Raw genomic sequence first — 25,885 nt, 5'->3', positions numbered from 1 at the left:
GGAATCAGAGCTGAGTGATACGGCGGCCTTTGAAACGGCGTTGACGGACCTTTTTCTTGGTCCAGACGAAGGGCTCGGCTCTGTCGTTGTATGCGTTGACGTAGGCATCGATGTGTTCCTGAAGCTGCTTGAGGCTCGTGAAGGAGGTGCCGCTGAGCGACTGCCCCTGCAAGATGGAAAACCATACTTCGACCTGATTGAGCCATGACGCACTTGTCGGCGTGAAATGAAATTGCACGTTGGGGTGGGCCTTGAGCCAGTCCTCGTTCTTTTTATGGGTGTTGAGGTTGTCGAGGATGACGTGAAGCTTGCGGTTCGGAAAAGCCGCGGTGACGCTGTTCATGAAATCGAGAAACTCGACGCGGCGCCGGCGTTTTGAATGGGTCGCGATGATCTTTCCGGTGGCGACTTCGAGCGCCGCAAACAATGTTGTGGTGCCATGCCGCTTGTAATCGTGGCTTTGGCCGGTCAAGGCGCGGCCATTGGGCAACTTCAGATAACCCTGCGCTCGCTCCAAAGCCTGGATCGAGGGCTTCTCGTCCACGCACAGCACAATGGCCTTCGCCGGCGGCGCGACATAGAGGCCGACAACATCGGCGGCTTTGGCCGTAAAGTTCGGGTCGTTGCTCTCGCACCAGGACTTGCGAGCCACCAGGTCAATCTTGTGGCTGCGCAGGAACCGCCAGACATATTGGACATCGACATCGCCCAGCGCCTCGGCCAGCAGGGGGCCGGTCCAGCGCGCAAACCCTTGCGGTGGCGGCTTATCCAGCAGCTTCAGAATCCGCTTGTCGGTCGTCTTCGTATAGATCGGCTGCTTGCCAGGCCGCGGCTTGTCTTGCAGCCCTTCAAGGCCATGGTCGGCATAGCGATGCCGCCAAAGGCTGACAATCCGCGGCTGGACCCCAACTTCCTTGGCGATCGACCGGGTGCTGCGCCCATCCGCCGCCAACAGAACTATCCGCGCCCGCTTCAAATCGCGCTGCAACGTCACCGGTGAGCGACAGCACGCCTCAAGCACCTTGCGATCTTTCCTCGAAAGGTGGACTTCTCTTGCTTCGGGTATCATCCCGACCTTGAATCACGACTCACGTTCCAAGAAAAGTGGGTAGTAGGCCACGCCGCACATAGTGTCGGCCCTGATTGCAATAATCCTCCCATCTTTCTGAACCCAGCGCGGACTTCAGGCGATCTTCGGCTTCATCAGAGCTGGCCCCGGTTGTTTGGACAGCGCCCCGCTGGATTTAAGTGGATTCCTGCCGGGTTATGCTGAACGCGGGGCTTTACGGTTTTGTCGTTGCGTCGGGAGGGCGTAGCCCGACCAGAGCGACGACAAAACCGTCGGCGACGGTCATGCGGCCATCACCATAGCTTGCGTGCCGAAGTAAGCCTCGTCGGGCGTGCGCCCGTCAAGGCTCGAGTGAGGGCGTCCCTGATTGTAGAAGGCCAGATACTTGGCAATTGACGCTCGCGCCTCGGACACGCTGTCGTAGGCGCGGAGATAAACTTCTTCGTATTTGACCGTGCGCCAGAGCCGCTCGACAAACACGTTGTCGCGCCAGGCGCCCTTGCCGTCCATGCTGATGGCGATCTTCGCGTCCAGCAGCACATCGGTGAACTCGAGGCTGGTGAACTGGCTGCCCTGATCCGTGTTGAAAATCTCGGGCCTGCCGTGCTTCGCCAACGCCTCCTGGACCGCTTCGACGCAGAAGGCCGCCTCCATTGTGATCGAGACGCGATGGGCCAGGACCCGTCGGCTGAACACATCGACGACCGCCGCGAGATAGACGAAGCCACGCCGCATCGGAATGTAGGTGATGTCCATTGCCCACGCATGGTCGGGCCGCTCGATCTTCAATCCGCGCAACAGGTACGGGTAGATCTTGTGACCCGGAGCCGGCTTGCTCGTGTTCGGGCGACGATAGACCGCCTCGATCCGCATGCGCTTCATCAGCGTCGCGATGTGGCGGCGACCGGCGTATACGCCCTCCCGCCGCAGCAACGATCGCAGCATACGCGCTCCCGCGAAGGGATAATCGAGATGCAGCTCATCGAGCCGACGCATCAAGGCAAGGTCCTCGGCCGAAACTGGCCGAGGTTCATAGTAGACCGTGCTGCGAGCCAGCTTCAGGACCTTCGCCTGGCGCACGATAGAAAGATCATGATCGCGGTCGATCATCGCTTTGCGCTCAGCAGGCCCGCCTTGGTGAGCGCGCCGGACAAAAAATCGTTTTCCAACGCCAGCTCGCCGATCTTGGCATGTAACGCCTTCAAATCGACCGGCGTCTCGGCCGATGTCTTGTCATGCCCAAACACGCCGGCGGCGCCTTCCAGGAGCTGGTTTTTCCAGATCGTGATCTGGTTCGGATGAACATCAAACAGTTGCGCCAGCTCCGCCAGTGTCTTGTCGCCTTTGACCGCAGCCAAAGCAACCTTCGCCTTGAATGCCGGAGAATGCGTCCGGCGGCTCTTCTTCGTCATCTTCGCTCCTGATTCGCAGCAAGAATCCTCGCCGCTGTCAGGCAGAAAATCCACTCAAGCTACTGTCCGAATTTGCGGGGCCAGCTCTATCGACAGCCTTTTCAAACTCGCTTCTCTGATCCTCATCAACCTCACCGGCCTCTACAAACTTAATCGCAATTTCCATCGGGCTGCGCTTGTCTTGCTTGGCACGCCACTTGTTGCAGGCAGCAATCACTTCTTGCAAATGGGCAAAAGCTCCGGGATTGGCAGTTGTCACGTCGGCGACCCACGACTGAAACACCTCTTCCTCGGTTCGACCAATCCATGCGATAGGTAGATTGCTGAACTTCCGGACTGCCGGGTCGATGATATATCGAGCAAAATCCCCATCGGTCACGGCTGAGCTTACAATGTCATCCGTAAAGCGATGCCCTCCGGGATAGTCCTGTTTGTATTCCTCGACCGTCTCTTGAGAGACATCCTCGATTGGCCAAGCACTGCGATACGGTGGCCGCGCCCGTATCAACTCGACTTTCGGTGATAGAACGTCTCGTGTTTTGGCAAGCTCGATAATGCCACGAGCCGAATCTCGGATCAGCACATGTGGAATAGGCTCATCCCGGTTGAACGCCACATCGAAAGCCGCTTGGGATAGTTCGCTCAATCCGCTCGCTGCCACCCCTTGCAACGCGGCTCCATACGCCGCCGCGACAATCCTTTCGAGAACATAATGATCGTCTACGCCCTCAAATCGCAAAAGGAGTCGAGCGGCAATGTCTAATCGCCTTGCGAGCAAGGCAGCGAGCGCCTTGGTGGCCCGGTCGCGTATCACGCGATGGCTCGTGGAACAGAACCAGCTCAGCATGACCGCCGCGAGTTCCGCACGGTCTTCTTCTACTTCGTCAAATCCATTTTGGAGAGTCCAGGTGATCAGTGTTTCAATCGGGCTATCGCCGTCTTCATCGCCCCCATCTTCCGCAACAAATATCGACCAGTTCTCATCTCGCTCCGGCATCGCAAGAGCTAGAAGTCGCTCATGAAAATAAAGGGCATTGAATCTGTTTTGAGGCTCAGTCGATACCGAAATGAGCGTGCGAAGCAGATCGTCGCGTCCATGTACACGGGACGATGTACTCAAAATATCAAGCGTTCGCTGCGTGAATACCTTTTGATCTCGCCATAGAGTGCTATCGCGAAAGGCGTCGAGAACCATATACCAATTTGGCGCGTTGGATGGCAGCGCGTCTGGCAGCTCGACCCCGCAACGTTCCGGCAACTGAATGGCCATCGCCTCAATGACGCCGGCACGTTCATAGGCATTGTCTGCCATGATGTAACCGTGCAGCGCCGTTGATGGAAGAAACGAATCCTTTGGATTCGCTGCATCTAGATGCAGATCCAGAAGTTGCTTGGCAATTCGATGATCGCTGTATCTCTCAAACGAGAACCGAACGACATGCAAAGGCTCATCGCTTTCGCCTTGTACCGGCTCATCGGCAAGAACCCCTTCATTCACGAGCTGTGTCAGCAAACTGCGCTCGAAACTACTATTCGAAGGATGAATTTTGTTCAGGAGCTCAGCGGCTTTCTCGTATTCAAGATATCCCCGCTCGCCGTGATCGAACGCGTTGGCTAAAGCCTCAAGTGCGCGGGAGACGATACGCAGCTTGCGATCCAACCCCAAGCGCAGTTCAACCTGTTTGGCGACGGCTTCGGTATAAAAGCCGAATATCTCGGTTACCCCACGCAACCCCCGTGGCAATTCGCGAATACCTTCCTTTTCGAGATAGTCGCAACACGTCTTCAGAAAAAGGGGGTTCTCGAATTCAGGAATTAGATTGGGGGCGGCCATGCGCACAATGCCGCGTCGGTCCAAGTAGATTCGCGCCGCCTCCGCCGCGCGCCCTGCAAACCCGACATGTTCAAGCTGCGGCAGATCCTTTTCGGTATCATCGCGAAGAATATACGGCAGATAGGTCGTGCGGCATGACAGCGCCACAGCGACACGCGGATATGGTTCGATTGTCTTGAGGAATCCTGCAAGCCGCTCAGACCAGATGGCAATTCCATGCCGCTCGTTAATCGCATCGATGAAAATCACTGCTCGTGTGCCGGCCGCCTGAGCCGCCGCATCAAGCGCCCCTAGAAAGACGCTAGGTGCAATCGTCGACCCAAGTTGCTGGACGATCTGCGACCAGAGATCGCCATCGACCAGTGAGCCGCCAAGCACCAGAATGGCAGGCCGGCTCTGACGTGCTTGATGGTCTACTGCGTCGCCGAACAGGTGGGATTTTCCGACGCCGGCCACGCCGGTCACGAGCACACGGCGGGCGTTAACCACACGCCACCGTTCGCTCGCAAGAGCATCGTAGATATTTGAAAGAGCACTATCGAGCTGACCAACATAATGGCTGAGATGACGCTTCCGCTCTCGAATTTTGTCATCCTCGGTCTTAAAGGACCAAATGGCTCGCATCAGATGCGCCGTCGCAACGGCGGCCTTGTCGGCCAGCGCACGTAGCTCCTCAACTGGAAACGTATAGTCTGGGTCACTTGGCGTAGCAGCTAGAAGTGCCTCGAGGCCTGAGAGGGCTTCTTCGAGCGGAGATTGATAAGGGGACCAGTCCGTTGCCGACGCCACATCACCCAAATGGCTGATAACCTGATGGCGCCGCTCCGCCAGAGCCTCTCCCCAGCGTTCGACCTCATCAAGAAGGGACGGATCGCGGCAGAAGCCCAGAATAGCCCGTCGGATCGGCAGCTCCACGTTCGTTTCTGGCGTATAGCGCTGCCCTAGACTTGCGCGCGCGATGGCGAAGCGTTCTTCAAACCACTTCGATGCCAACATGATTTCATCGAACCAGAATGCTGCGCGTCCCGAATACAACGGATCATCGCCCCCAAGCCGTTCGACGAGCGCGCTCTTGCTCCAAAGCTCAATGATAAGCTTTCTCTTGCTTTTTGCAGCAGCAGCCTTCCACTTCTTAACCCAAGCATCCCAACGCTGAAGTTGGGTTTGCGCTTTGCCGACCCGTTGATCGAGCAGGTCAAATGGAATGCAGACGATATAGCGGGTAAGCTTTGGGTGCTTTTTTAGGGCGGTTTCGATCGATTCATTGAGCTGCGCGATCTGACCCGCATCAAGCTGAAAGAAGTATTTTACTTGCCAACCTGATTCGCTGCGGTCCTGGTGACGCAGGAAGCATTCAACCCCCGCATCCGCGCCCACACCTTTCCGGTAGAACACGTCACCGGGCGCACGAGGCTCCAGTGATGCAAGCTGCGTACACAGCTCTTCAAATGCGTGATTCTGAGAGCCCCCGAAAGATCGTATTCTTTGAAAATCAACCGATCGTATAGTCACGAGACATCCTGTTTATCCCTCCGGGCGGTCCTTGAGTCGCCACACAACGTTGGCGTTTAACTTACCGCAGGTACAGTTGTGACGGCAATTCGACACTAGAATGAAGGATTGAGCGGACGCGCCCCGAAGGGACAGCTCCCGCAAACCGAGCCGCATTCGCGTCTCGGCCATTCGGCTTCGATACTCGCGCATATATAAGGTGTCGCTCGCCGGAGGCACTCCTGCGAAGGGCCCGCCGCTCTGCGGCGTCGCTATCACTGTCGGTCGCCCGGGTGCCTTCTTGACCGGTCTCGCGACTGCACTCGGTCCCGCGCCCCGCCGCTCTTCGTCTGCGCTATGTTGACACTCCTGCGGGTACCACAGTTAAGTTACGTCTTTAATCGTCAGGCTGTAGTGATTTGGCACGCGCTCGGCCTGCTTCAAGCCAATCTTTCGACCGGAACGTCGAACGATATCACGAACAGCGCCACACGCTGCGTCGGACGCAACGCATCCGATGATGATCGACGTCAAAGCGCCGTCTGGCAACAAAAGGAGATTGCTTTTCGTAATTAGGCTTTCACGGCTGAGTGCTTCAGCCTCTTCTTGCGCAATTAGCCGATATTCGTCTTCATACTCCCAAGCCTTCGCCTTGGCGATGAGGGGCAATAAGATGGTTTGAGCATCGTTATCCGCAAGGTCGAGAGGCGGATAGGTCTCGCAGTAGACAACCTTCAGGGCGCTGCTCAGCACATCATTCGCACATCCGAACTCCAGACAAATGCCGGTGTGATTCTGCGCATAGTGCGACCACATCAGCGTGTCGGCTGGCTTTGTTGTAAGGCAGTAAACCCGGTACAGTTTCTGGATTTCAGATTCCATGCCGGACATCTGATAGATGCAGTATTCAAGGAATGCCCGGTCTTTCCGCAGTCGATCAGCTCTTTCCCGATGCTCTGCATCAGACAAGTGGGTATTACGCTTCCTGTCAACGTGCTCGAAAAACTGCACCTGTCGTTCGTAGAACGCGGGATCGTCCAGTCGGGTTAGATCGTAGCAAGGCCGGCAGTCCCAAGGATCGTTGAATCCCTTCGTGTCGGACAGATAGAGACTGTTCGTCGCCAGCAAGCGCTCCAGACGACCAGCGTCAAAGCGCTGATAGTTGTAGAGAAACTGTATTCGGTTCATTGCCGCTGTGACGGTTCGCATCGACGGGCCTCGCGTTCATCAAACCAAGCTACCAATTTCGCCGTCAGCTCGCCATACTGGCCTTTCGTTCGAGACCGGCCTGTCACTGAAGCGACCAGGATCGCCCCATGGCTGATGTGTTGAAACTCGTCAACGACCTTTCGAACCTCACGGTGCTCGAATCCGCTGAACTCGCACGGCTTCTAGAAGAGAAGTGGAAGCCGCCGAAGGTGTCGCTGGCCGACATTAAGAAGGATCTTCCATTCTGGCCGGATGAAGTCATTGAATTGTGGCTGTTTTACCTCGCCAACCGCAGCGCTGGCGATACAGGTTGGCCGCCGCCGGAGCCGCTCGGCGACCATGCTTGGGCGGCCATTCTCGGTTACAGGCCGCTTTCATGGTGGCGCGAAGTTACCTGGAAGCGCGAGAAGGTAGACTGCGGTTTGGCAGATCTCTGCCGGGGAACGCAGGCCATTGCCGTGGACATGTTGCAAAAGAAGGTGTCCAAGACCCTCGACGAGGTGACTGCGGCGCGGTTCAAAAAGGCCTCAGATTTTTTGCTAAAAAACCGCGAATTCGAAATGCCGCCGATTGCCGTGAGGCTCCCCGACGGGCTGAGCATTTTGGATGGCAATCACCGGGTAACGGCCTTTTGCGGATTGCAAGATACGCCGGATGGCTTTCTCGAACAGTACGGTCTCAAAAAGCCGAAGCCAGAACAGGATTTGTGGATTGGGACCCATAGCCGTGGCGAGGTGCCGCTTGATTACGACCCCACAGTCTAGCTGACCTCGGCTGAGCCTAGGGATTCGGTATGTCAGCGGCAGGGCCAACATAGGGTACGATGGCGCGCTCCGCTTCGAGAGTATGGTCGGAGGCAACGGTTTTCACGCTCGGAAAGACATTCCAGCCGGCATCCAGGTCAATAGAAACAAGGGCAGCGGCGGGCCCCGCGCCGCCGAATATGCGCACGATGATCTTGGTGGGGTTTGCAGGAAGGAAATGCTTCTTTCCGCTCTCGTCAATGAAGAACCATTCATTCGCTCGGACCGGTCCCCGAAATACAAGCGGCACAATAGCCTCTTGTCCAGCTGATAGATGAAACCTGTCACTTGTGCCGGCACGAATTTGACGGTCAGTCCTAGGCACGAAAGGCATTGGCATGCCAACTGGTGCAGTGCCGCTGAGTTCGACTATTTGGACGAGACAGCCACTAAGATCGCTCGCGCTGATGTTCCGAACCGACAGCGAGCAAATGGGGGTATAGTCGTCAATGCGCGCGTTAACAGTGTCTAGTCTAACGGAGAGACCGGCCGATGGCGGCGCCTTGCCTGCGTTCCCAAGCCAGGCTTTCGCCTGCATCGCGTCCAGATGAAGATCGCGAAAAATCCGTCCGCGTAACCCGCGCTGCGGTTCGTCAGGCCTATAGGTAAAGATGTCGTAGTTCTCCGCCTGCGCAAGCTGCACAACATCGAAGCCGAATTCTTCGAAATGCTGGCTGGGGATTCTGAGCTATGGCGGAATCTGGGTGATGACGGTGTGAGGAAGGCGGCGTATCGAGGCGGGTGACGAGCCTGCCAGAACCTCTCGAGGAGAGCGATACGCCATGACCGAGACTACCAATGTTCTTGCTTTCCGTCAGCCGTCCGCGGTTGATGATCCACTGACCGATATCGTTCGAGCCGGCGCGCGGGACCTGCTTGCCAGGGCGATCGAGATCGAGGTTGGCGCGTTTCTGGCCAGCACGGCCAATCTGACGCTGCCCGACGGTCGAGCGCGCCTGGTCCGACATGGGCACGGTCCGGTGCGCGAGATTGCGACCGGCATCGGTCCGGTGGAGGTCGCTCGTCCCAAGGTCCGCGACCGCGGAGCGAGCGGGCCAGGCGACCGCCTCCGCTTCAGTTCGGCAATCCTGCCGCTATGGGCGCGGCGGACGAAGAGCCTGGATGCCTTGATCCCGGTCCTCTATTTGCGCGGCATCTCGACCGGCGACTTCCAGGAGGCGCTCTCGGCGCTGCTCGGCAAGGATGCGCCGAACCTGTCGCCTTCGGTGATCGCCGGCCTGAAGGCCGATTGGCAGGTCGAGTACGAACGCTGGCAGAGACGCGATCTGTCGGCGCGTCGCTATGTCTACATCTGGGCCGATGGCGTGTACCTGCAGGCCCGCATGGAAGATCACAGCGAATGCATGCTGGTGCTGATTGGCACCACGCCGGAAGGCAAGAAGGAGCTGATCGGCTTCCAGGTCGGCGTGCGCGAGAGCGCGCAGAGCTGGCGCGAACTCCTGATCGACCTGCGGCAACGCGGGTTACGGATTGCCCCGCAACTCGCCATCGGCGACGGCGCCCTCGGCTTCTGGAAGGCACTGGACGAGGCCTTTCCCGGCACGCGGCACCAACGATGCTGGTGCCATAAAGTGAGCAACGTACTCGACAAGGTCGCCAAATCCGTGCAGGGCCCCATGAAGAACGACCTGCGGAACATCTATCTGGCCCCACACCGGGCCGAAGCTGAAACCGCGATCGACGTCTTCGTCGAGAAATACCACGTCAAATACGGACGTGCGGTGGAGTGCCTGATCAAGGATCGCCATGCGCTGCTCGCCTTCTTCGACTTCCCTGCTGAGCACTGGATCCACCTACGCAGCTCGAACCCGATCGAGAGCGTCTTCGCCACGGTGCGCCACCGAACGGTGCGGACCAAGGGATCGCTGTCGCAACAAACTGCGAAGCTGATGGTGTTCAAGCTCATCGACGCCGCATCGAAGACCTGGCGGCGATTGAAGAGCACGAACCAGTTGCCGAAAGTCATCGCCGGTGTAAAGTTCATCGACGGAATCGAAGTCATTCCGAACACTGAAAGCCACGCCGCCTGATCAGGCCGCGTCACCCAAAATCAGCCATAGCTCGGGGATTCTTGTGAGCGGCTCTGCGTCAAGCTCCTTTCCGTAGTCGGAAAGATAACGCTTGCCGGCAAATTGGATATCGCCATCGACCGCCGCTTGGCGCAATCGTTTGGTGAAACTCCATAAATCATTATCCCCCATCGGAGCAGCTTGGGCGTCCATGCACCAGCCAGCCTCAGCGGCCCATACACGAAAGTCAGCGAATGGTACTCCACGGGGCTCAGATGACGATCCGCCGTTATCGGCCGGCATCTTTCTATCTTCGGGCTTTAAGGTTGCCAGGATTTCGAAGGCTACTGCGCTCGCCGCATCGGCCGCGATTTCCTGCCAGCCCTTCGCATCGGAGCTACTTTTGCTTTTGAGCAGGTCCGAGATCCCACGGATCACGCAACCCTGCACGGAAGCATTGACGTGCACCCCCTCCAAGAACCCGCGGCCTTCCATCTCGACCGCTAAAGTATCACCGTAGTGTTCACGCAGGAATTGCGCAACTTGCCCTTGGGTAGATGCGATAACCTTCTCCCCAGCCGCGATCGGCCCCAGGTGAATCCGCTTTTCGCTACTAGTAAGTAGCGGGTTGAGCCGGGCCTTCCAGTCAGACTTCTGGCGCAGAACGCGTCCTCGTTGCTCCAGTGCGTGACCGGCCACTAAGCTGTTAGGTCTTGTCTTAAAGCCCTGCGTCGTTTCTTTTCCGGTTTCGTATCCATAAACTTTAGTGCCGATAACGATGTCACCGAGGTGGACATCTTTGACCCCTCCAGCTACGCCGACAAACAGAGCTACCTCCGGCTTGTAATGAGCAATCGCTCGTTCGGCGATCACCGCGGCCGGATAGTTGCCCGCGCCGACTTCCGCGACAGCCACGTCCCAGTTCTCAAATCGGCCGCGATAAAAAACGGTGTCTCGAACCACATCGTCGTTCCAGCCTGGAAGATGCCGAAGCACAGCGCGCGTCTCCACCTCTAATGCAACGAGGATTACCGCGCGCCGCGGATTTGTTGCGGCTGCGAGGGACGCTGATTCAATATTGGATTCGTTGCCTGTGATCTTCGCGAACCCGGCCTCCGTTAAGATCACGACCGTTTTGCTCGTGTTCATCTCGACAAAACCGGCCGATACCAGCCAATTCACTCCCACAGAGACCACATCCCCCTTTCCAAGGCTGTGCCATAGGGTGAGAATCGGCAGGGAGCCCCCGGGCCGGGTATTCATCTTTTCAAAGACCGACAGCACATCTTGTGCTTGCCAGCAGGCGATGGTTTTCATCATGACCTAAACATCATTCCTCAATAGGGCTTATACGATGGTGCGCGCTGCAAGCTGTCATCGACGTACGTTCCTCCGAAACCCGCCAAGCGGAGATGCGTAGCGTGTCTCCGGCTATGCGTTTAATTCGTTCTATGAACTGTGGCCGAACGAGTAGTGCGGAGCCATGGCCGCGAATGGCGTCATCAACATCGTCGACGCGAAAGCCGCCTTCGCGCCACCAGACAGTTCGCAAGGCCACTTCACCGGATGAATCCCGATAGATAAAGGGCTCGGTCCTGCGAGATTCGAACCCTATTGATTTCGCTGCGTGCGGACAGAAAGTCAGGCCCCAACGTGGCACGGACCCGGCCATTCCCTCGTCGATCCTGACAACGCCACCAGGCGCTGCACCCTTGTAGAGAGGATAAAGCGATCCCAGGACTTCAACCCGGGGGATCTTGTCCCACGCTTGTTGCAAGTCTTCACACGGCTCGCCGGCAGGCGATGGCACGGTGAGCCGATCCCCTCCCAACCTGTCGGCAAAACGGCGGCGCTCGAAGCGAGAGATCGAGGCTACGCAGATCCATCCTCGCATGTGATCGCGCAACGTATCTTGATCGTTCGACTGGTTTGCCCACTCTTCCTTGGGAGCCGAACGTGTGAAAAAGCCCGGGATGGCCAGCCTATGGAAGCCCGCCGCGCGGCTTTCAGGAATGACCGTGTCAGTAGATAAGTTAAATGCCCCGGTCTCATGCAGAAAATAAAACGACTTGGAGAGGTCGAGTTGATCGGCCAGGGCTATTTCTCCCGCAGTCTGACGCACGGCCAAAAACGCAGCCATTGCCATCGGCCGGTGATACTTCAATCGCAGATCAAGCCTTGAATAACGTTGCTTGAGCTTCTTCGCGACCTCGGGTCCGAATGCTGCTCCTCCACCCATTTGAGCCATGAGAATGGCCGTACGACGGCGAAGCACGCCTTTGGCAAAAGGCGAGCAGTCGGAAAGAAGATCGAGCGGGAATTTGAGGCCCCAAGTCCAGCTATAAGGGTCATCAGTCCAAAGGCCCTCGTCGTACGGAGAAAAGCCGATGGGCTGCTCGTAATCATCGGCGCCATCGTCTGGCGGAAGCTCAATCGAGTAAAAGGCGGGCAACTCTCGTTGCGCCCGCTCTACCTGGACCTGCCAATAGTCCGCTAGAGCTGCGACAGAACGTTGGACTGCCAAGTCGCGACTGGTCGACCATCCTTGAAGCTGCGGTGCGATTGCATCACGGATCGCCTCCACGTCCCGACACTCCCAAGCTATGCGCGTCGCCTGAAGTTCACCGTCTCCCCCTTTGCCCCACAAAGCGTGCACTACTTTCACCGTGATCGGCGCTCCGGCTTCTATAGCTGCTAGCTCGCGCAGCCCGATCCGCGCCTGACTCTCCAAAATCCCGATTTTGAGTTCGAAAGCGCGCTTGAAAAGATCTCCAAGGAGAGTCCCCGGTTCTTCGGTATCTGCAACACACTGAATATCAGGGCCCGACTTATATTCGCGAAACTCTCTGAGTAGCTGCGCCAAAATTTCCCATAACTCTGCATCTGTGACTCTTGGGATAGTTAGGTCGAGGACATCAGGTAGGTCAGGCAAGAGCGAGGCTAACCATTCCCGTCCCAGGCTCAGATCAAGACAAAGCTCCGCGAAATTTTCCTTACGAGCGGCGTCGCCATGAAGTGCAACCTCGACGCCTCGAAGCCTCGCTTTGGCCCCGCTTTGCCAACTTCCCCAAGAGCCCTCCGTCGCCGTCTTGCCCTTGATAGGCTCTATCAGCTCCGCAGCCACATCAGGCCTTCCATGTTTCGCAGCCGCCGTGGCGGCATGGACCACAATCCTTTCGTCGTCGCGCAAAATGGGATGCTGCGCCAACAACGGTTCAATCTCTTCGAATGACCGTCCCTCTGCCGCGCGCTCAAAGGCCGAGCTGATGTCCCAGCTTGAGTAAGATGTTCCATCCTTCAATCTCTCGTCCAACTCTTCAAGTGATCGCACATTACGAAGCTTGTCATCATTCGTCGGGCCGTGCTTGACGACCTCTGGATCGTCTTGCCACCGAACTGCAATATCCGTTTCGATCGTTCGTCCACGCACCGCCGCTTTTTTCGTGATGTTCTCCATGATTGTCGAGCGATAACCCAGATGACCATCGACCGCAGCCGCGCTCAAACCTAGCGTCATAATACCACCGACTTGCTCATCCGGAGCTATCTCGACAAGATCGGCCAGCATTTCGTGGCCGTGTTCCGATGCAAATGGCAGCGCCAACCGCGCAAAAATCACCGCAGCGCACGTGGCAAGCTGTGCGTCCCGCTCAACGACGCCACGAGCAATGCTCTCGACGATGCTTGACCATGATGCCAACCCGGCATTTTCTATTTGATCAACCGTTGCGTTAGCCAGCGACACGCCACCGACAGCCGCCCACTTGACGATGGAGTTAGCAATTCGTCCCGCCGCGTTGTCTCCCTCCGTCTCGGACATTCCAGCAACTAGCCGTGCCATCACGGCTACCCGGTTGGGAATTCCTGTGCTGTCCTCGCGACACGCTCTTTCGAAAACGTCGCGCCACAACATATACTGCGGATCCTTCTTGGCCGGCAGTGCATAACCAAGGCCTTGCTCGTGAATGCCGGCCAATAGCTTTTTGGCGCGCTCAGGCTCACCAAGCTGCGCAAACCCTATTGCTTCTTTTGCGATTGCGGCGAAATAGTCACCAGGTGATCTCTCGCTGCCGACGGATCTTCTCCAGGTGATCCTAGACAACGCAGCATTGCGGTCTTTCTGAAACTTATAAGTCGCGACTGCAAAGGCACGGCGGAATCTTGGCAGCTGCAGATTATCTTTTTCGGAGTTTAAGACTCCATCTATGTAGTCAGCTACTTGAGTCAGCGTTTCGTTACCAAAATGCGCAGCCGTCTCGACGATCGCGTTAGCTGCTGCCGCCAATCCGCCATTGATACGCCAGCGCGAGTGATCGTATTCGCTGCCAGCCGAACTTGCCTTCCCTAAAAACGTTACAAACGTCTTGATTTCGGCAATGGCATCACCCGCCATACTTTTATTCCGTACGTAATCTTGCCCGTTGTACCAACCTAGCCGCTCCAGCCGTGATTGGAGACCCTTGACAAGGTCCGAGTCCCCCACGTTCGCGGGTTTTGTTGTAATCCCGAGGGCAGAGGCCACCGCTGCATATCGAAAAACCTCTCGACAGTCGTAATCGAAATTGTCTTTGCCAGAGTAATCTCCCTGGAGTTTCGGCAGTCCAATAGGGTCAAAAAACGCTGCTGCAAGATCGAGCCATTGGCGCTTAAGACAAATCGCAGCTGCGCCGAGACGCGCGTCAGGCGGCAGCTGCTCATTTTGGTCCAACAATTCGGTGAAGCGGCGTTTCGCCACGTCTTCGACATCGTCCGCGTCTGCGGAGCGGGCGGCCACAAATCTCAAAAGGGCCTGGTACTCTGCGGCAACTCGATAAAGGTCACGAATTGGCTCAGCCTCAAGAGATGAATCTCTCTCAAGGACCCAGCGGGCGACTATAAACAGGAGCTTAGCTCGCAAATTTGCGATATCAAATTCGTCATGCAGCCTTTCGGAGCGCTGGCGTAGTCGGTCGATGGACGTAAGAATTTCTGACGGTGAGCGAAATAACGCAACCCGTTCGGCCCATTCTGAAAGCTCGCGGTTGTCGGAGAAACCATCAATCGATTCCGAGCCAAGTAACTTGGTTAGAGGTTCATGATTCTCAAACATGCGCCGCGCATCGTCGGGACGGCCTTGATCAAGCAATGCCTCAACGACGTCGTAGGCCTTGCCCACCGACAGACGAGCACCGTCTGCTTCGACAAGCCCTATCGCTCGATCAAGGTCATCAACAGCGATGTATGCGTCGATTAGCCGGTCAACACCCAGCGCGTCAGCCCGCATTTCGAGTTCATGTCGGGCCAATATTAACTCGACGAGCCGCTTTGCGGATTTCGCAAAAGCCACCGCGACGAACGCGAGTCGGATATCGTCAGAGATCGCGCGCGGCGCGCGACCTTCGATGAACTGCTGTCGGAAGCGAAGCGGCTCGCAGAGCGCGACTACCGCCTGATGATCTTCCGCGCGCGCCGCATAGCGCAATTCCATCCAGCGCTGTTCATCTCCTGCTGCTGCCGCCCGCGCCATCGCGGCGAGCTTTTGATATCGTTCTTTTCTTAAGGCTGGGGCCGGCTTATCATGTCGCTGCGAAGTCGCCTCGCGCAGGAACAGTCGAAAGCTGTTGTGGAATATCCTCCATTCGTCATCGGGAGTGCGGAGCAATAGGTGCTTGGCTGCATCCCACGCCTTGTCAACCGAACGAGAGTCGACAAGCCCATCCAACGATGCGACACGTATTTTGCCCTCCACAAGCGCGAGAAGCGCTAACACTTCACGAGAATGTTCGTTTCCTTCAAGATCGCGCCACGCGCTGCGATAGAAATTCTCGACGTCGCCGCCATATTCGGGCCCGCTTTTGAGCCAGTTGCTGCGCTCCTCTTCCGTGAGAGCGTTTCGAGCCCCCTCGATCAAGTACCGCGCCGACAACGGATGACCGAGTGAGCGCTCGAAAATGGCGTCGGCATCCGAATCCTCGCTTAGCCCGGATACTTTCACAAGGCGGAACACTGCTTCGCGGCTTAGCGCTTCAACCGTGATCAACCGGTCGGGTCTGGATGCTTGGCTCTTAACGTCAGGTGGCATCCCCTCAAGATCGAGCTTTTGAGTGCCGAGAACAAACAGAACACCTGTCGGCAGGCTGATGGGTAGAGGCAGCTCGTTCAATAGAGAGCGTTCGGGGCGCTCTTCCCGGGGAACGTGATCGAGGCCATCGACGACGATAACTGTACGTAGTCCTTCCTTCTTAAAACGAGCGTTAGCTTCCAAAAGAAGTTTAGCGAGCTGCAAGCGAAGCTCGTCAAGCGTTGTGCCGGTAACTAGTACCCGGAATCAGAGCTGAGTGATACGGCGGCCTTTGAAACGGCGTTGACGGACCTTTTTCTTGGTCCAGACGAAGGGCTCGGCTCTGTCGTTGTATGCGTTGACGTAGGCATCGATGTGTTCCTGAAGCTGCTTGAGGCTCGTGAAGGAGGTGCCGCTGAGCGACTGCCCCTGCAAGATGGAAAACCATACTTCGACCTGATTGAGCCATGACGCACTTGTCGGCGTGAAATGAAATTGCACGTTGGGGTGGGCCTTGAGCCAGTCCTCGTTCTTTTTATGGGTGTTGAGGTTGTCGAGGATGACGTGAAGCTTGCGGTTCGGAAAAGCCGCGGTGACGCTGTTCATGAAATCGAGAAACTCGACGCGGCGCCGGCGTTTTGAATGGGTCGCGATGATCTTTCCGGTGGCGACTTCGAGCGCCGCAAACAATGTTGTGGTGCCATGCCGCTTGTAATCGTGGCTTTGGCCGGTCAAGGCGCGGCCATTGGGCAACTTCAGATAACCCTGCGCTCGCTCCAAAGCCTGGATCGAGGGCTTCTCGTCCACGCACAGCACAATGGCCTTCGCCGGCGGCGCGACATAGAGGCCGACAACATCGGCGGCTTTGGCCGTAAAGTTCGGGTCGTTGCTCTCGCACCAGGACTTGCGAGCCACCAGGTCAATCTTGTGGCTGCGCAGGAACCGCCAGACATATTGGACATCGACATCGCCCAGCGCCTCGGCCAGCAGGGGGCCGGTCCAGCGCGCAAACCCTTGCGGTGGCGGCTTATCCAGCAGCTTCAGAATCCGCTTGTCGGTCGTCTTCGTATAGATCGGCTGCTTGCCAGGCCGCGGCTTGTCTTGCAGCCCTTCAAGACCATGGTCGGCATAGCGATGCCGCCAAAGGCTGACAATCCGCGGCTGGACCCCAACTTCCTTGGCGATCGACCGGGTGCTGCGCCCATCCGCCGCCAACAGAACTATCCGCGCCCGCTTCAAATCGCGCTGCAACGTCACCGGTGAGCGACAGCACGCCTCAAGCACCTTGCGATCTTTCCTCGAAAGGTGGACTTCTCTTGCTTCGGGTATCATCCCGACCTTGAATCACGACTCACGTTCCAAGAAAAGTGGGTACTAGGGTATGACCAAGCCCGGTTCGCTTTAACTGAGCTACAAGGTCATGGAGTAAGTCAAACGCTTCGGCGCGGCCGAGCTGGTGGCCTTCATTCGGCATGAACGCGAGGTAGCGAATTACCACGGCCTGTGGCGTCGGCAGCAGACCGGTTTGTAGCAATGTTGACTTGCCGCAACCCGGCGGTCCGACCAAGGACAGATATCCACAGTCAGTAGCCGCGAGCGCCAACTGGAGCTTGTCCTGAGTTTTGCGGTTAGCCTGGACTAAGGCGTCCGTTGGAAATGTGTGGCCATGGTGCGGACTGAAAGGGTCACTCCAATTTAGGCGACTGAACAGTTCTTCGAGAGTCCAGCGATCCTTGTCACCCTCATCCGCGATCAAACGCGGAAGTAGAGCCGAGATATCTGCTACGCGCCGTCTATCTAAGGGTGTCTGCCCCCAAGCATCATTTCTGCGGCCTTGGCCGGAATCGAGAAATCGAACGCTTGACAGAAACTCAATGAATTTCTCCGGCTCTAATCCACTTGCGCTAATTAATTCTGAAATAAATGGGCCATACGTCGAACCACGCCACTCTTCTAAAGACCGTGAAGAACGGTTTGCCTCCAAGGTTCGCAAAAAGGCGGAGGAGGATGGCCCAAAGCTCGACTTATCTATGTTATCGTCATCGGCAGGAACATCATCGCAGACATATTGGACTTCAACCGGCAAGTTCTCCTTGCTCTTCAGTTTTTGCCAGACAGCCACGAGAGACGCGAGGAGCGCGTTGCTTCCCAGCATCAAAGTTCGCACGTTGAATTTCTTTGGCTTTGAACTCGTTTTTACCTGATGTGCAATGACGCGCTCACTGAGCCCCAACACGAGATCGTCGAAGTTTCCCGCCGATCGATCTGAAATGGACCCGCGGAGCGGGACCGGTTGAACCGGTTTGTTAGTTGGAAACGGATCGCTCCTGATCCCTTTCTATCACGCAGCCAGAGACTCTGTCTGCTGGAATTGCTGTGGGCATGTGGTCAACGCGTCAGCGTTGTCCACCATGTCCACAGCCTGCGCGGCCTGCATCCGTTCGCGCCAGACCGCCATCGGCGTGCGATAGCCGAGGGACTGATGAAGGCGACGATCGTTGTAGAAGGCGATCCAGCTCGCGATCCCTGCCTTGGCCTCGCGGCCGTCGGCATAGCCCTTGAGATAGATGTCCTCATGCTTGAGCGACCGCCACAGCCGCTCGATGAAGACATTGTCCATCCAACGACCGCGGCCATCCATGGAGATCTTGATCCCTGCGCCCACCAACGCGCCGGTGAAGGCCACGCTGGTGAACTGGCTGCCCTGGTCGGTGTTGAAAATCTCCGGCGTGCCGTACGTCGCCAGCGCCTCTTCCAGAGCCGCCACGCAGAACGAGACGTCCATCGTATTCGACAACCGCCACGCCAGAACCGCACGGCTCGCCCAGTCGATGATGGCGACGAGATAGAGAAAGCCGCGGCCGATGGGCAGATACGTGATGTCGGCCGCCCACACCTGGTTCGGCCGGTCGATCGTCATGTTGCGCAGCAGATAGGGATAGATCTTGTGGCCCGGCGCCGGCTTTGTCGTGTTCGGCTTCGGTCCCAGCGCCGCGATGCCCATCTTGCGCATCAACCGCTGCACGCGCTTGCGATTGACCTGAAGCCCCTCAGCCTTCAGCATCGCGGTCATTCGCCGCGAGCCCAGGAATGGCCAGGCGGTGAACAGCTCGTCGATCCGCTGCATCAGGGCAAGGTCGTTGTCGTTGGCCGGCTGTGGCGGCCGGTAGACCCCAGAACGGGCGATGCCAAGCAACATGCATTGCCGGCGGATCGACAGCGCCTGGTCGGCGCGATCGAGCATTCCTCGACGGTCCGGCGTGCTCATCTTCCGGACCTCCGCGCTAAAAAATCGCGCTCGACTGTCAGTTGTCCAATCTTGGCGTGCAGCTTCTCGATCTCGCGTTCGCGCGTTTCCTCGCTCTCGCGCCCGACACCCGCGTCAAAAGCCCGGGCCGCCTGGTCCAGCAGCTGCTTCTTCCAGGCATAGATCTGGTTCGGGTGAACCTCATAGCGCTGGGCCAGATCGGCCACCGTCGCCTGCTCCCGCACCGCTTCCAGCGCGATCTTTGCCTTCAACGCCGCGTCGATCTTCCGTCGTGTCTTCTTCGTCATCATGCCCTCCGTCTATCAAACGGAGCGGCCCTTTTCCAACTTAGCCTCTGGTCCCAAAACCGGGGTCCATTTCAATCAGCCAGCCCAACCCACTGTAGCGTTCCGCTTGCGATTGCTTTGTGGATTGCGTACGCCGCAAAGTCATATTGCGGTACATAGCCTCGCTGCGCGCGTCGCTCGCCTTCGCCTGGGGCGACCGCATTTCCCTTTACCTTGCCCATCGCAACGCTCAGCAGCCCATGGTTGAAAGCCGTTCACCTTACCATTGTGGCTTAGCCACGCTATTGGGACGATGCAATTGACACCCCCAGTATACTCGCAACCCTGAGTCTCTTGCATTCTGTGGCTTAGGATGGCCAAGCCGACGGAGGCTGAGCGCTCGTACTCGCTGCGTCGTCGTCTGGCTGGCTACCATCGGGGCCAGTGCAACTGTGGCCACGGCCGCCATCGCTGTGGGCGAGCCTATGCGGCGATGCGCGTAGGATTGCCCATCACGATATCGACGGGATGACCCGCGCGCGAGCAGGTGCTTGCGCGCGGTCCACAAACGTGGTCCAAAACGCAATTAGCGGTCCATCGTCTGCGGCGAAAAGCCCGTTCGGATCAAACGGTTGATTGGGTTGCCGAGTGTGGCTGGGGAACCTGGATTCGAACCAAGACAAACAGAGTCAGAGTCTGTTGTGCTACCGTTACACCATTCCCCACCGAAGCTCTTGATATAACAAGACTTTCTTCGGAAGTTTTGCAAACCGCAGCAAAAGTTTTGCAAGTCAGCGGCGCGCTGGCGCTCATATAGCCGCGTCGGCGTTCGCGGTCCAGCCCCTCTGTGACTATCGCGGCTCGTTCTCTTTACGTTCTCACCTATGACTCGGCGCCATGTCCGCCGCCCGCATCATCAAGGCGCCACCGCTTTCCGGCGGCGATCGCAAATACTACGCCCGTGAGATCCGCAAGGCGGAAGTCACCTTCGCGACGATTCCCGGCGTCGGTCCGATTGGGTCGTCCATGCTAAGCATGAAAGCGCCGCCGCCCGAGACCTTCAGATCGGGTCGCGACTTTGCGGCGTGGCTCGGGCTGACACCTAAGGATCATTCAACTGGCGGCCGGCAAAGGCTTGGCGGCATTACAAAGGCTGGAGATTCTATACTGCGATCGACGTTGATCGTCGGTGCGACCGCACTGCTGAGGCATATTCGAAAGGGCCGTCATAAGCCCACACCATGGCTCGCTTCGCTGCTCGAGCGAAAGCCGCCAAAGTTGGTCGCGGTGGCCTTGGCCAACAAGTTTGCCCGCATCGCTTGGCGCTTGATGATATCGGGCGGCGTGTACAAGCAGCCGGTAGCCGTCATGCCGACTTGATCTGAAATCGGCCCGCGAGCAGGTTGCTCGGCGGATTGCCCACGAACTTGCAGGACGCAGTAGATGGAAGGACCGATCGGTCGATACGCGCGAGCTTCCGAAGATTACACTGGCAACAAGAATGTCGCCCATGTGCTTGGAGCGCGCGTAGCGAACACCATCTCGGCCAGCGGGCTTTGTCCGCGCAAACAGGCCGGACATCTGATAGCAAGCGATCTGGCCAAAAGTCTGCTACAATCCTGACAAGTGGGGGGCCGTCCACATCTGCAATCTCTAGAGCGTCACCGCCAGCCAGGCGGCGATCAGCGCGCTGTTTCGCGTCGTCAATCGCTACGTCGGCAACCTGGCGGCGATGCCCTCGGCCTTCCAGGACAATCCGGCGCCCGTGGTGCGTGCCGCCGACAACGGCGAGTGCGAGCTTGCCATGATGCGCTGGGCATGCCGTCGCCGCCGAGCATCAAGGGGCCCCCCGTCACCAACGAGCGTAACACGACGTCGCCACACTGGCGTCGCTGGTTGAAGCCCGAGAGCCGTTGCCTGGTGCCGGCGAACAGCTTCTCCGAATACGCGCCGGAGCTGAACCTGGAAACGGGCAAGGCAGCGAGTTCGGCACCGGCAGGAGAACGATTGCCTTGAGTTACATGAGCGCGGGCCGTATGACCGGATACTTGCTGACGCTCCATAAAGCACGAAGCCGCCACGCAGATCAAAATGTTCAGCCTCGATCGAACGAAGAACGATACTTCCACATTGCTGGATCTCCTCCGCGCGCTCGCCGCCCAAATGGTTTGCGTCGGGCACACTTGGAATTTGACTTTCACGTTCTTCGGCGGGGCTACGCAGACGCTAATCCCCGATATCGGCGTTCTTCTGTTTTTCGTGCTGTCCGGCTTCGTCATCGCATTCACGCTCCACGAGCGAACCAAAGCTGATGATTATTCCCTGCTGAACTATGCCGTCGAGCGCTTCGCCCGCATATACTCCGCATACGCGCCGGCGCTGATCTTGATCGCCGTACTGGACTATTCCGCCTGGGCGCTCGGAGTTGAGCGGTTTCGACTCGACAGCGCGGCAAGCTTTTTGAAGAACTTGGTGATGCTGCAGGGTTATCCTGGTAGGTGGGGCGGAGACACATTCGGCTCAGCCGGCCAGCTCAGCACGCTCGCCATCGAATTTCACATCTACTTCTTCGTCGGCGGCCTGTTCTTCTTCTGCAAAGGTCGCGACCAGATCGCTGGCCTCGTGCTGGCAATCGCAACCGCCACCGTTCCACTGTTCCATTTTGCTGAGAGGCCGGACGCGTCCCACGGCCTCTTCGTGCTCTGGTTGCTGGGTTTCGGCGGGTACTTCGTCGCGATCAATATGAGGATCGATCGGCTGGTGACAGTCGCCTGCGCCATACTCTCTATCCCGTTGTTCTGGAAGTGGCGCGGCTCTCATGTGCGCGGCGACGAGTACGCGCTAGCTGCACAACCCTATTTTGCGCTGTTTTTTGTGAGTCTTGCGATCGCAGCGCAGGGCCAAAACTGGCTCCGAAGATTTCAATCAATCGTCGGGTTCTTCGCAGGTTATTCCTATAGCCTGTTCTTAATCCACTTCACGATAGTGAAGATCGTCGTTTGGCACTTGACGTCGCCGCTCTGGGTGAGATTCGTGCTGGCGATCCTCATCTCAAATTTCGTCGCTTGGCTCTTCGCCATGGTCACCGAAGCCCGACACAAACAACTCGCTCGCTGGATACTGCGGAGAATGGCTTCGTTTCGAACCGTAACCGCTCGCCCCTGAAGACGACGGCAAATCCGCCAGTAACGCTGTCGGAGGGCTTGGAGGTTAGTGGAGCCAGCTCATTCCCCACTTGGCCCCCTCAATCATCACCGCGATGAGCCGATCATGCGGCTCTTCGGAATGCCAATAATGAAACGACCGGTAGAGAACAAATTACAGGACGGCGCCTGAGGCTATCCCTAAAATTGGCAATTCTCAGTCCCATCGGCTTCGCGGCGCGCTCTAACAGTTTGCCCGAGGGCCGGAAATTGGTTGACTGAACGTCTTGCGTCAATAGAGATCGAGAAATCTCACAATCCAACGTAGCAGCTGAACGGCTGATGAATGCCCCATTCAATAAGCGTTGCATATCATAGGCGTAATCTGCCTATTGGAACCCGTATCCACGCCCTTCGTTGAAGATCAATCAAAAGGAGAGAACAGTGTTTATTCGTGCTGCAATTCTGGCGCTGGCAATCCTAGGATCAGTCTCATCGGCCATGGCTCAGTTTCCAGGCTCGCCGAGTGGCGGGTGTCCGCACGGCTATGATTTCAACTACTCCAATGGGCGCTGTTATCCTAACGAATACAAAGCGCCAGGTACCTATGCCCGACCGCAGCCGGACTATCAAGGCTATAGAGCCTATGGGTACGGATCCTGCCCCGATGGGTACGACTTCAACTATGACAACGGACGCTGCTATCCAAATTGGAGGCGCGCGCCTGGGCGATACCGCTACTGATCTGGCCACAACTCTGACACCGACCATAGGCTTTGGCGTTCAGCTTGGCGCCTGCGATATTCCGGAGGCGCTGCGCGATTTCATCGAAAGCCAGCTGGGCCGCGCGATCGGCGTGCAACTGGCGCTGCCGCTGCGAATCGCCGGCCGTGGCTAAGTGCACGGCCTGTGACGATCTCGGCTGCGTATGCGAGAACCACCCGGACTACCCATGGGACGGCCCGCGCGCATGCGGTTGCGGCGGCGCCGGCGCACCCTGCCCGGCCTGCAACGTCCCGGCCGACGGCGACGCGCCGCGAATGCCGGACGGCTTCCGCCTGGAGGTCGATCGCGCTGGTTCTCGCATGCGCGGTACAGCTTGGTCGGCGACACGCGCCAGCCAAGCCTTGGAGTGAACGCCTGCCCCCTACTCCAGCTTGATGTTCGCGGCCTCGATCACCTTCTTCCAGCGCGCCGTTTCTGCGGTGATGTAGGCTGCGAACGGCTCCGAATCCACCGCGACCGCAGCCGCGCCGAGCTCGGCCATCTTCTGCACCGTGTCCGGCTGCTGCATGAAGGCGCGGATCTCGGCCGAGAGCTTTTCGACGATCGGCTTCGGCGTGCCCGCAGGGACGAGGAAGCCGTGCCAGGCGACCGCCTCGAAGCCCGGTAGGAATTCGGCGACTGCCGGGACTTCCGGATCGAACGCGGCGCGCTTCGGCGTTGCTGTCGCAAGCATCGCGAGCTGGCCGGTCTTCACCTGCGGCAGCAGCAGCGGCACGTTGTCGAAGGCGAGATCGATCTGACCGCTGAGGAGATCGGTCAGCATCTGGCTGGAGCCCTTGTAAGGCACGTGCACCATCTTCGTGCCGGTCATCTGCTGAAACAGCTCGCCGGCCAGATGCTGCGAAGTACCGACGCCGGCCGAGCCGAACGAGACCTTGTCCGGATTCGCCTTCAGATAGGCGATTAGCTCCGGCACGGTGCGCGCCTTGATCTTGTTGGGGTTCACGACGAGAACGTTGGGCACGACGCTGATCTGGGCGACCGGCACCAGATCCTTGTCCGGCTGGTAGCTGAGCTTCGGCCCATAGAGCGAGGGGTTGATGGCGAGCGCCGACGTGCTGGCAAGCCCGAGCGTGATGCCGTCAGGCGCCGATTTCGCCAGCCGTGTCACGCCGAGGATCGAGCCGGCGCCGCCGACATTCTCCACCACGAAGGGTTTGCCGAGCTTGACCTGCAAATGGTTGGAGACCATGCGCGCGAAGATGTCAGCGGTGCCGCCGGCGGCGAAGGGAACGATCACCGTCACCTGCTTGGACGGATAGCCGTCCTGCGCCTTCGCCGGCGACGTCGCCAGCAGCATCACTGAGGCAAGAACAAGCCACATCGATCTCATCGAAGTTTCCTCTGTTTTCACTGTGTTATTGATTGGCCGCCGCGCGCGGCGGGTGTTTTAGAACGCGACCTCGTACATCCCGTGGATCGCATCCCGGCCGAGATCGCGCGGGTTGTTGTCGAGCAGGCGGCGAATGGCGTGCGCCTCGTCGGCCATCACCCCGAGGTCGTCCTTGGGCACGCCGAGCGCGGACAGCCGCATCTCGATCCCGAGATCCCTGCAGAACTCGTAAGTCGCGTCGAACGCGCGTTTCGCATCGCTCTGCTCCGGCAGTCCGAGCGCCTGGAGCACTGCGCGCGTCTTCGCCTCGACCGCTGGCATGTTGAAGGCCAGCGTGTGCGGGAAGATCACCGCGCAGGCGAGCCCGTGCGCGATATGATGGCGCGTGCCAAGTGGATAGGCCACCGCATGGCCGGCGGTGGTGTTCACCGGTCCAAGGCAGTAGCCACCATAGAGCGAAGCCAGGGCAAGACCGGCGCGCGCCTCGCGGTCGCCGCCGTCGGCCACTGCGCGCTTGAGATAGCGCCCGACCAGCCGCGCTCCCTCGAGCGCATAGAGATCGATCGTCGGATGCGCCTTGCGGCTGGTATAGGCCTCGACGCAATGCGCGAGCGCATCGACGCCGGTGGCCGCAGTGACCTCCTTCGGCACGGTCATCGACAAGTCCGGATCGACGATGGCGATGTCGGCGAGCATGAAGCGGCTCTGCACCGCCTGCTTGTTCTGGCTGACGGGATCGGTGACGAGCGCACGAGTGCCGGCCTCGCTGCCGGTGCCCGACGTGGTCGGGATCTGCATCAGCGCCACGCTGCGGCCGGCCACCTTCTCCGGCCCGACGATGTCGGCAAAGGCCACGTCGGAAGTGCAGAGCACCGCGACCAGCTTGGCGAGATCCATCGCGCTGCCGCCGCCGAAGCCGACCACGAGATCGGGCTTGGCCTCGCGCGCCATCGCCACCGCCTTCTCGAGATTGGGCAGGTCCGGCTCGGGCTTGACGTCGCCGAACACCTTCACCGCACCCGGCAACGCCAGCATGTCGATGCGGCGCGCATTGAACGCATCGGAAATCACGAGCGGCCGCCTGGCGCCGGTCCGCTCGGCGAAGCGCGCCGCGGCCGTGATCGTGCCGTTGCCGAATTCCAGGATGGTGGGACGAAGGATTTCGATGGGCGTGAAGGCGTTGGTCATCGTGCGGTCGATC

The 25,885-nt window shown here is 58.4% G+C and carries 15 protein-coding genes, 1 tRNA gene and 3 pseudogenes; 6 read left to right on the top strand and 13 right to left on the bottom strand.

Features of this window, described 5'->3' with window-relative positions:
* Positions 1–4: 4 nt before the first annotated feature.
* From ACFLEY_RS18770 to ACFLEY_RS18755, 4 genes are all read right to left on the bottom strand, one after another.
* The gene (locus ACFLEY_RS18770) at positions 5–1,069 is read right to left on the bottom strand and encodes an IS630-like element ISRj1 family transposase (protein WP_026192128.1); all 1,065 of its coding nucleotides are present in this window, start codon (positions 1,067–1,069) and stop codon (positions 5–7) included.
* 282 nt (positions 1,070–1,351) lie between these two features.
* A protein-coding gene (locus ACFLEY_RS18765; protein WP_085967151.1) for an IS3-like element ISRj2 family transposase occupies positions 1,352–2,481 on the bottom strand; the annotation gives its coding sequence in 2 pieces (ribosomal slippage) (positions 1,352–2,229 and positions 2,229–2,481; 1,131 coding nt in all).
* Positions 2,482–2,518: 37 nt separating this feature from the next.
* Positions 2,519–5,710, bottom strand: a complete 3,192-nt coding sequence (locus ACFLEY_RS18760) for a hypothetical protein (RefSeq protein ID WP_396604711.1) — start codon at positions 5,708–5,710, stop codon at positions 2,519–2,521.
* Positions 5,711–6,190: 480 nt separating this feature from the next.
* Positions 6,191–7,015 carry a DUF2971 domain-containing protein gene (locus ACFLEY_RS18755; RefSeq protein WP_211434486.1) on the bottom strand — a complete coding sequence of 275 codons (825 nt, stop codon included), beginning with the start codon at positions 7,013–7,015 and terminating at the stop codon, positions 6,191–6,193.
* A 107-nt stretch (positions 7,016–7,122) separates the two neighbouring features.
* Here ACFLEY_RS18755 and ACFLEY_RS18750 point away from each other — a divergent pair.
* Positions 7,123–7,212 (top strand): annotated as a pseudogene (locus tag ACFLEY_RS18750) (50S ribosomal protein L7/L12); the annotation flags it as partial.
* Positions 7,213–7,795: 583 nt separating this feature from the next.
* Here the strand turns inward: ACFLEY_RS18750 and ACFLEY_RS18745 are convergent.
* Entirely contained in the window at positions 7,796–8,461 is a 666-nt protein-coding gene (locus tag ACFLEY_RS18745) for a hypothetical protein (RefSeq protein ID WP_211434485.1), read from the bottom strand.
* A gap of 139 nt (positions 8,462–8,600) precedes the next feature.
* On the opposite strand from ACFLEY_RS18745, the gene ACFLEY_RS18740 reads away from it, so the two are divergent.
* On the top strand, positions 8,601–9,869 hold the full coding sequence (locus ACFLEY_RS18740) for an IS256 family transposase (protein ID WP_038952271.1): 1,269 nt from the start codon (positions 8,601–8,603) through the stop codon (positions 9,867–9,869).
* On the opposite strand, the gene ACFLEY_RS18735 is transcribed toward ACFLEY_RS18740, so the two are convergent.
* The 6 genes from ACFLEY_RS18735 to ACFLEY_RS18710 form a co-directional block, all read right to left on the bottom strand.
* Positions 9,870–11,168 carry a 5'-methylthioadenosine/S-adenosylhomocysteine nucleosidase gene (locus ACFLEY_RS18735; RefSeq protein ID WP_211434481.1) on the bottom strand — a complete coding sequence of 433 codons (1,299 nt, stop codon included), beginning with the start codon at positions 11,166–11,168 and terminating at the stop codon, positions 9,870–9,872.
* A 10-nt stretch (positions 11,169–11,178) separates the two neighbouring features.
* Positions 11,179–16,113 carry a hypothetical protein gene (locus tag ACFLEY_RS18730; protein WP_396604710.1) on the bottom strand — a complete coding sequence of 1,645 codons (4,935 nt, stop codon included), beginning with the start codon at positions 16,111–16,113 and terminating at the stop codon, positions 11,179–11,181.
* Between the two features lie 42 nt (positions 16,114–16,155).
* Positions 16,156–17,220 (bottom strand): IS630-like element ISRj1 family transposase, encoded by a 1,065-nt coding sequence (locus tag ACFLEY_RS18725; RefSeq protein WP_026192128.1) that lies wholly within the window; start codon positions 17,218–17,220, stop codon positions 16,156–16,158.
* A 19-nt stretch (positions 17,221–17,239) separates the two neighbouring features.
* Positions 17,240–18,124 carry a hypothetical protein gene (locus tag ACFLEY_RS18720; RefSeq protein WP_396604709.1) on the bottom strand — a complete coding sequence of 295 codons (885 nt, stop codon included), beginning with the start codon at positions 18,122–18,124 and terminating at the stop codon, positions 17,240–17,242.
* Positions 18,125–18,229: 105 nt separating this feature from the next.
* Positions 18,230–19,443, bottom strand: a protein-coding gene (locus ACFLEY_RS18715; protein WP_244433177.1) for an IS3 family transposase whose coding sequence is annotated in 2 segments (ribosomal slippage) — positions 18,230–19,167 and positions 19,167–19,443 — 1,215 coding nt in all. Because the reading frame shifts where the segments join, the coding sequence is not laid out codon by codon here.
* Positions 19,444–20,073: 630 nt separating this feature from the next.
* Positions 20,074–20,147, bottom strand: a tRNA-Gln gene (locus tag ACFLEY_RS18710).
* A 265-nt stretch (positions 20,148–20,412) separates the two neighbouring features.
* Here ACFLEY_RS18710 and ACFLEY_RS18705 point away from each other — a divergent pair.
* From ACFLEY_RS18705 to ACFLEY_RS18690, 4 genes and pseudogenes are all read left to right on the top strand, one after another.
* Positions 20,413–20,802: pseudogene (locus ACFLEY_RS18705) on the top strand (transposase); the annotation flags it as partial.
* A gap of 301 nt (positions 20,803–21,103) precedes the next feature.
* Positions 21,104–21,399: pseudogene (locus tag ACFLEY_RS18700) on the top strand (SOS response-associated peptidase); the annotation flags it as partial.
* A 114-nt stretch (positions 21,400–21,513) separates the two neighbouring features.
* On the top strand, positions 21,514–22,587 hold the full coding sequence (locus ACFLEY_RS18695; protein ID WP_211434604.1) for an acyltransferase: 1,074 nt from the start codon (positions 21,514–21,516) through the stop codon (positions 22,585–22,587).
* Positions 22,588–23,232: 645 nt separating this feature from the next.
* Positions 23,233–23,463 carry a hypothetical protein gene (locus ACFLEY_RS18690; RefSeq protein WP_304552747.1) on the top strand — a complete coding sequence of 77 codons (231 nt, stop codon included), beginning with the start codon at positions 23,233–23,235 and terminating at the stop codon, positions 23,461–23,463.
* 249 nt (positions 23,464–23,712) lie between these two features.
* Here ACFLEY_RS18690 and ACFLEY_RS18685 read toward each other — a convergent pair whose 3' ends face one another.
* Positions 23,713–24,684 carry a tripartite tricarboxylate transporter substrate binding protein gene (locus ACFLEY_RS18685; protein WP_028170943.1) on the bottom strand — a complete coding sequence of 324 codons (972 nt, stop codon included), beginning with the start codon at positions 24,682–24,684 and terminating at the stop codon, positions 23,713–23,715.
* Between the two features lie 57 nt (positions 24,685–24,741).
* Complete coding sequence (locus ACFLEY_RS18680; protein ID WP_396604708.1) at positions 24,742–25,872, bottom strand: iron-containing alcohol dehydrogenase; 1,131 nt, start codon at positions 25,870–25,872, stop codon at positions 24,742–24,744.
* Between the last annotated feature and the right edge of the window lie 13 nt (positions 25,873–25,885).

The sequence above is a fragment of the Bradyrhizobium sp. YCK136 genome (assembly GCF_044570075.1).
GTDB lineage: Bacteria > Pseudomonadota > Alphaproteobacteria > Rhizobiales > Xanthobacteraceae > Bradyrhizobium > Bradyrhizobium diazoefficiens.
The sequence above is the reverse complement of the archived record's forward strand: the minus strand, read 5'-3'. Positions and strand labels throughout refer to the sequence as shown.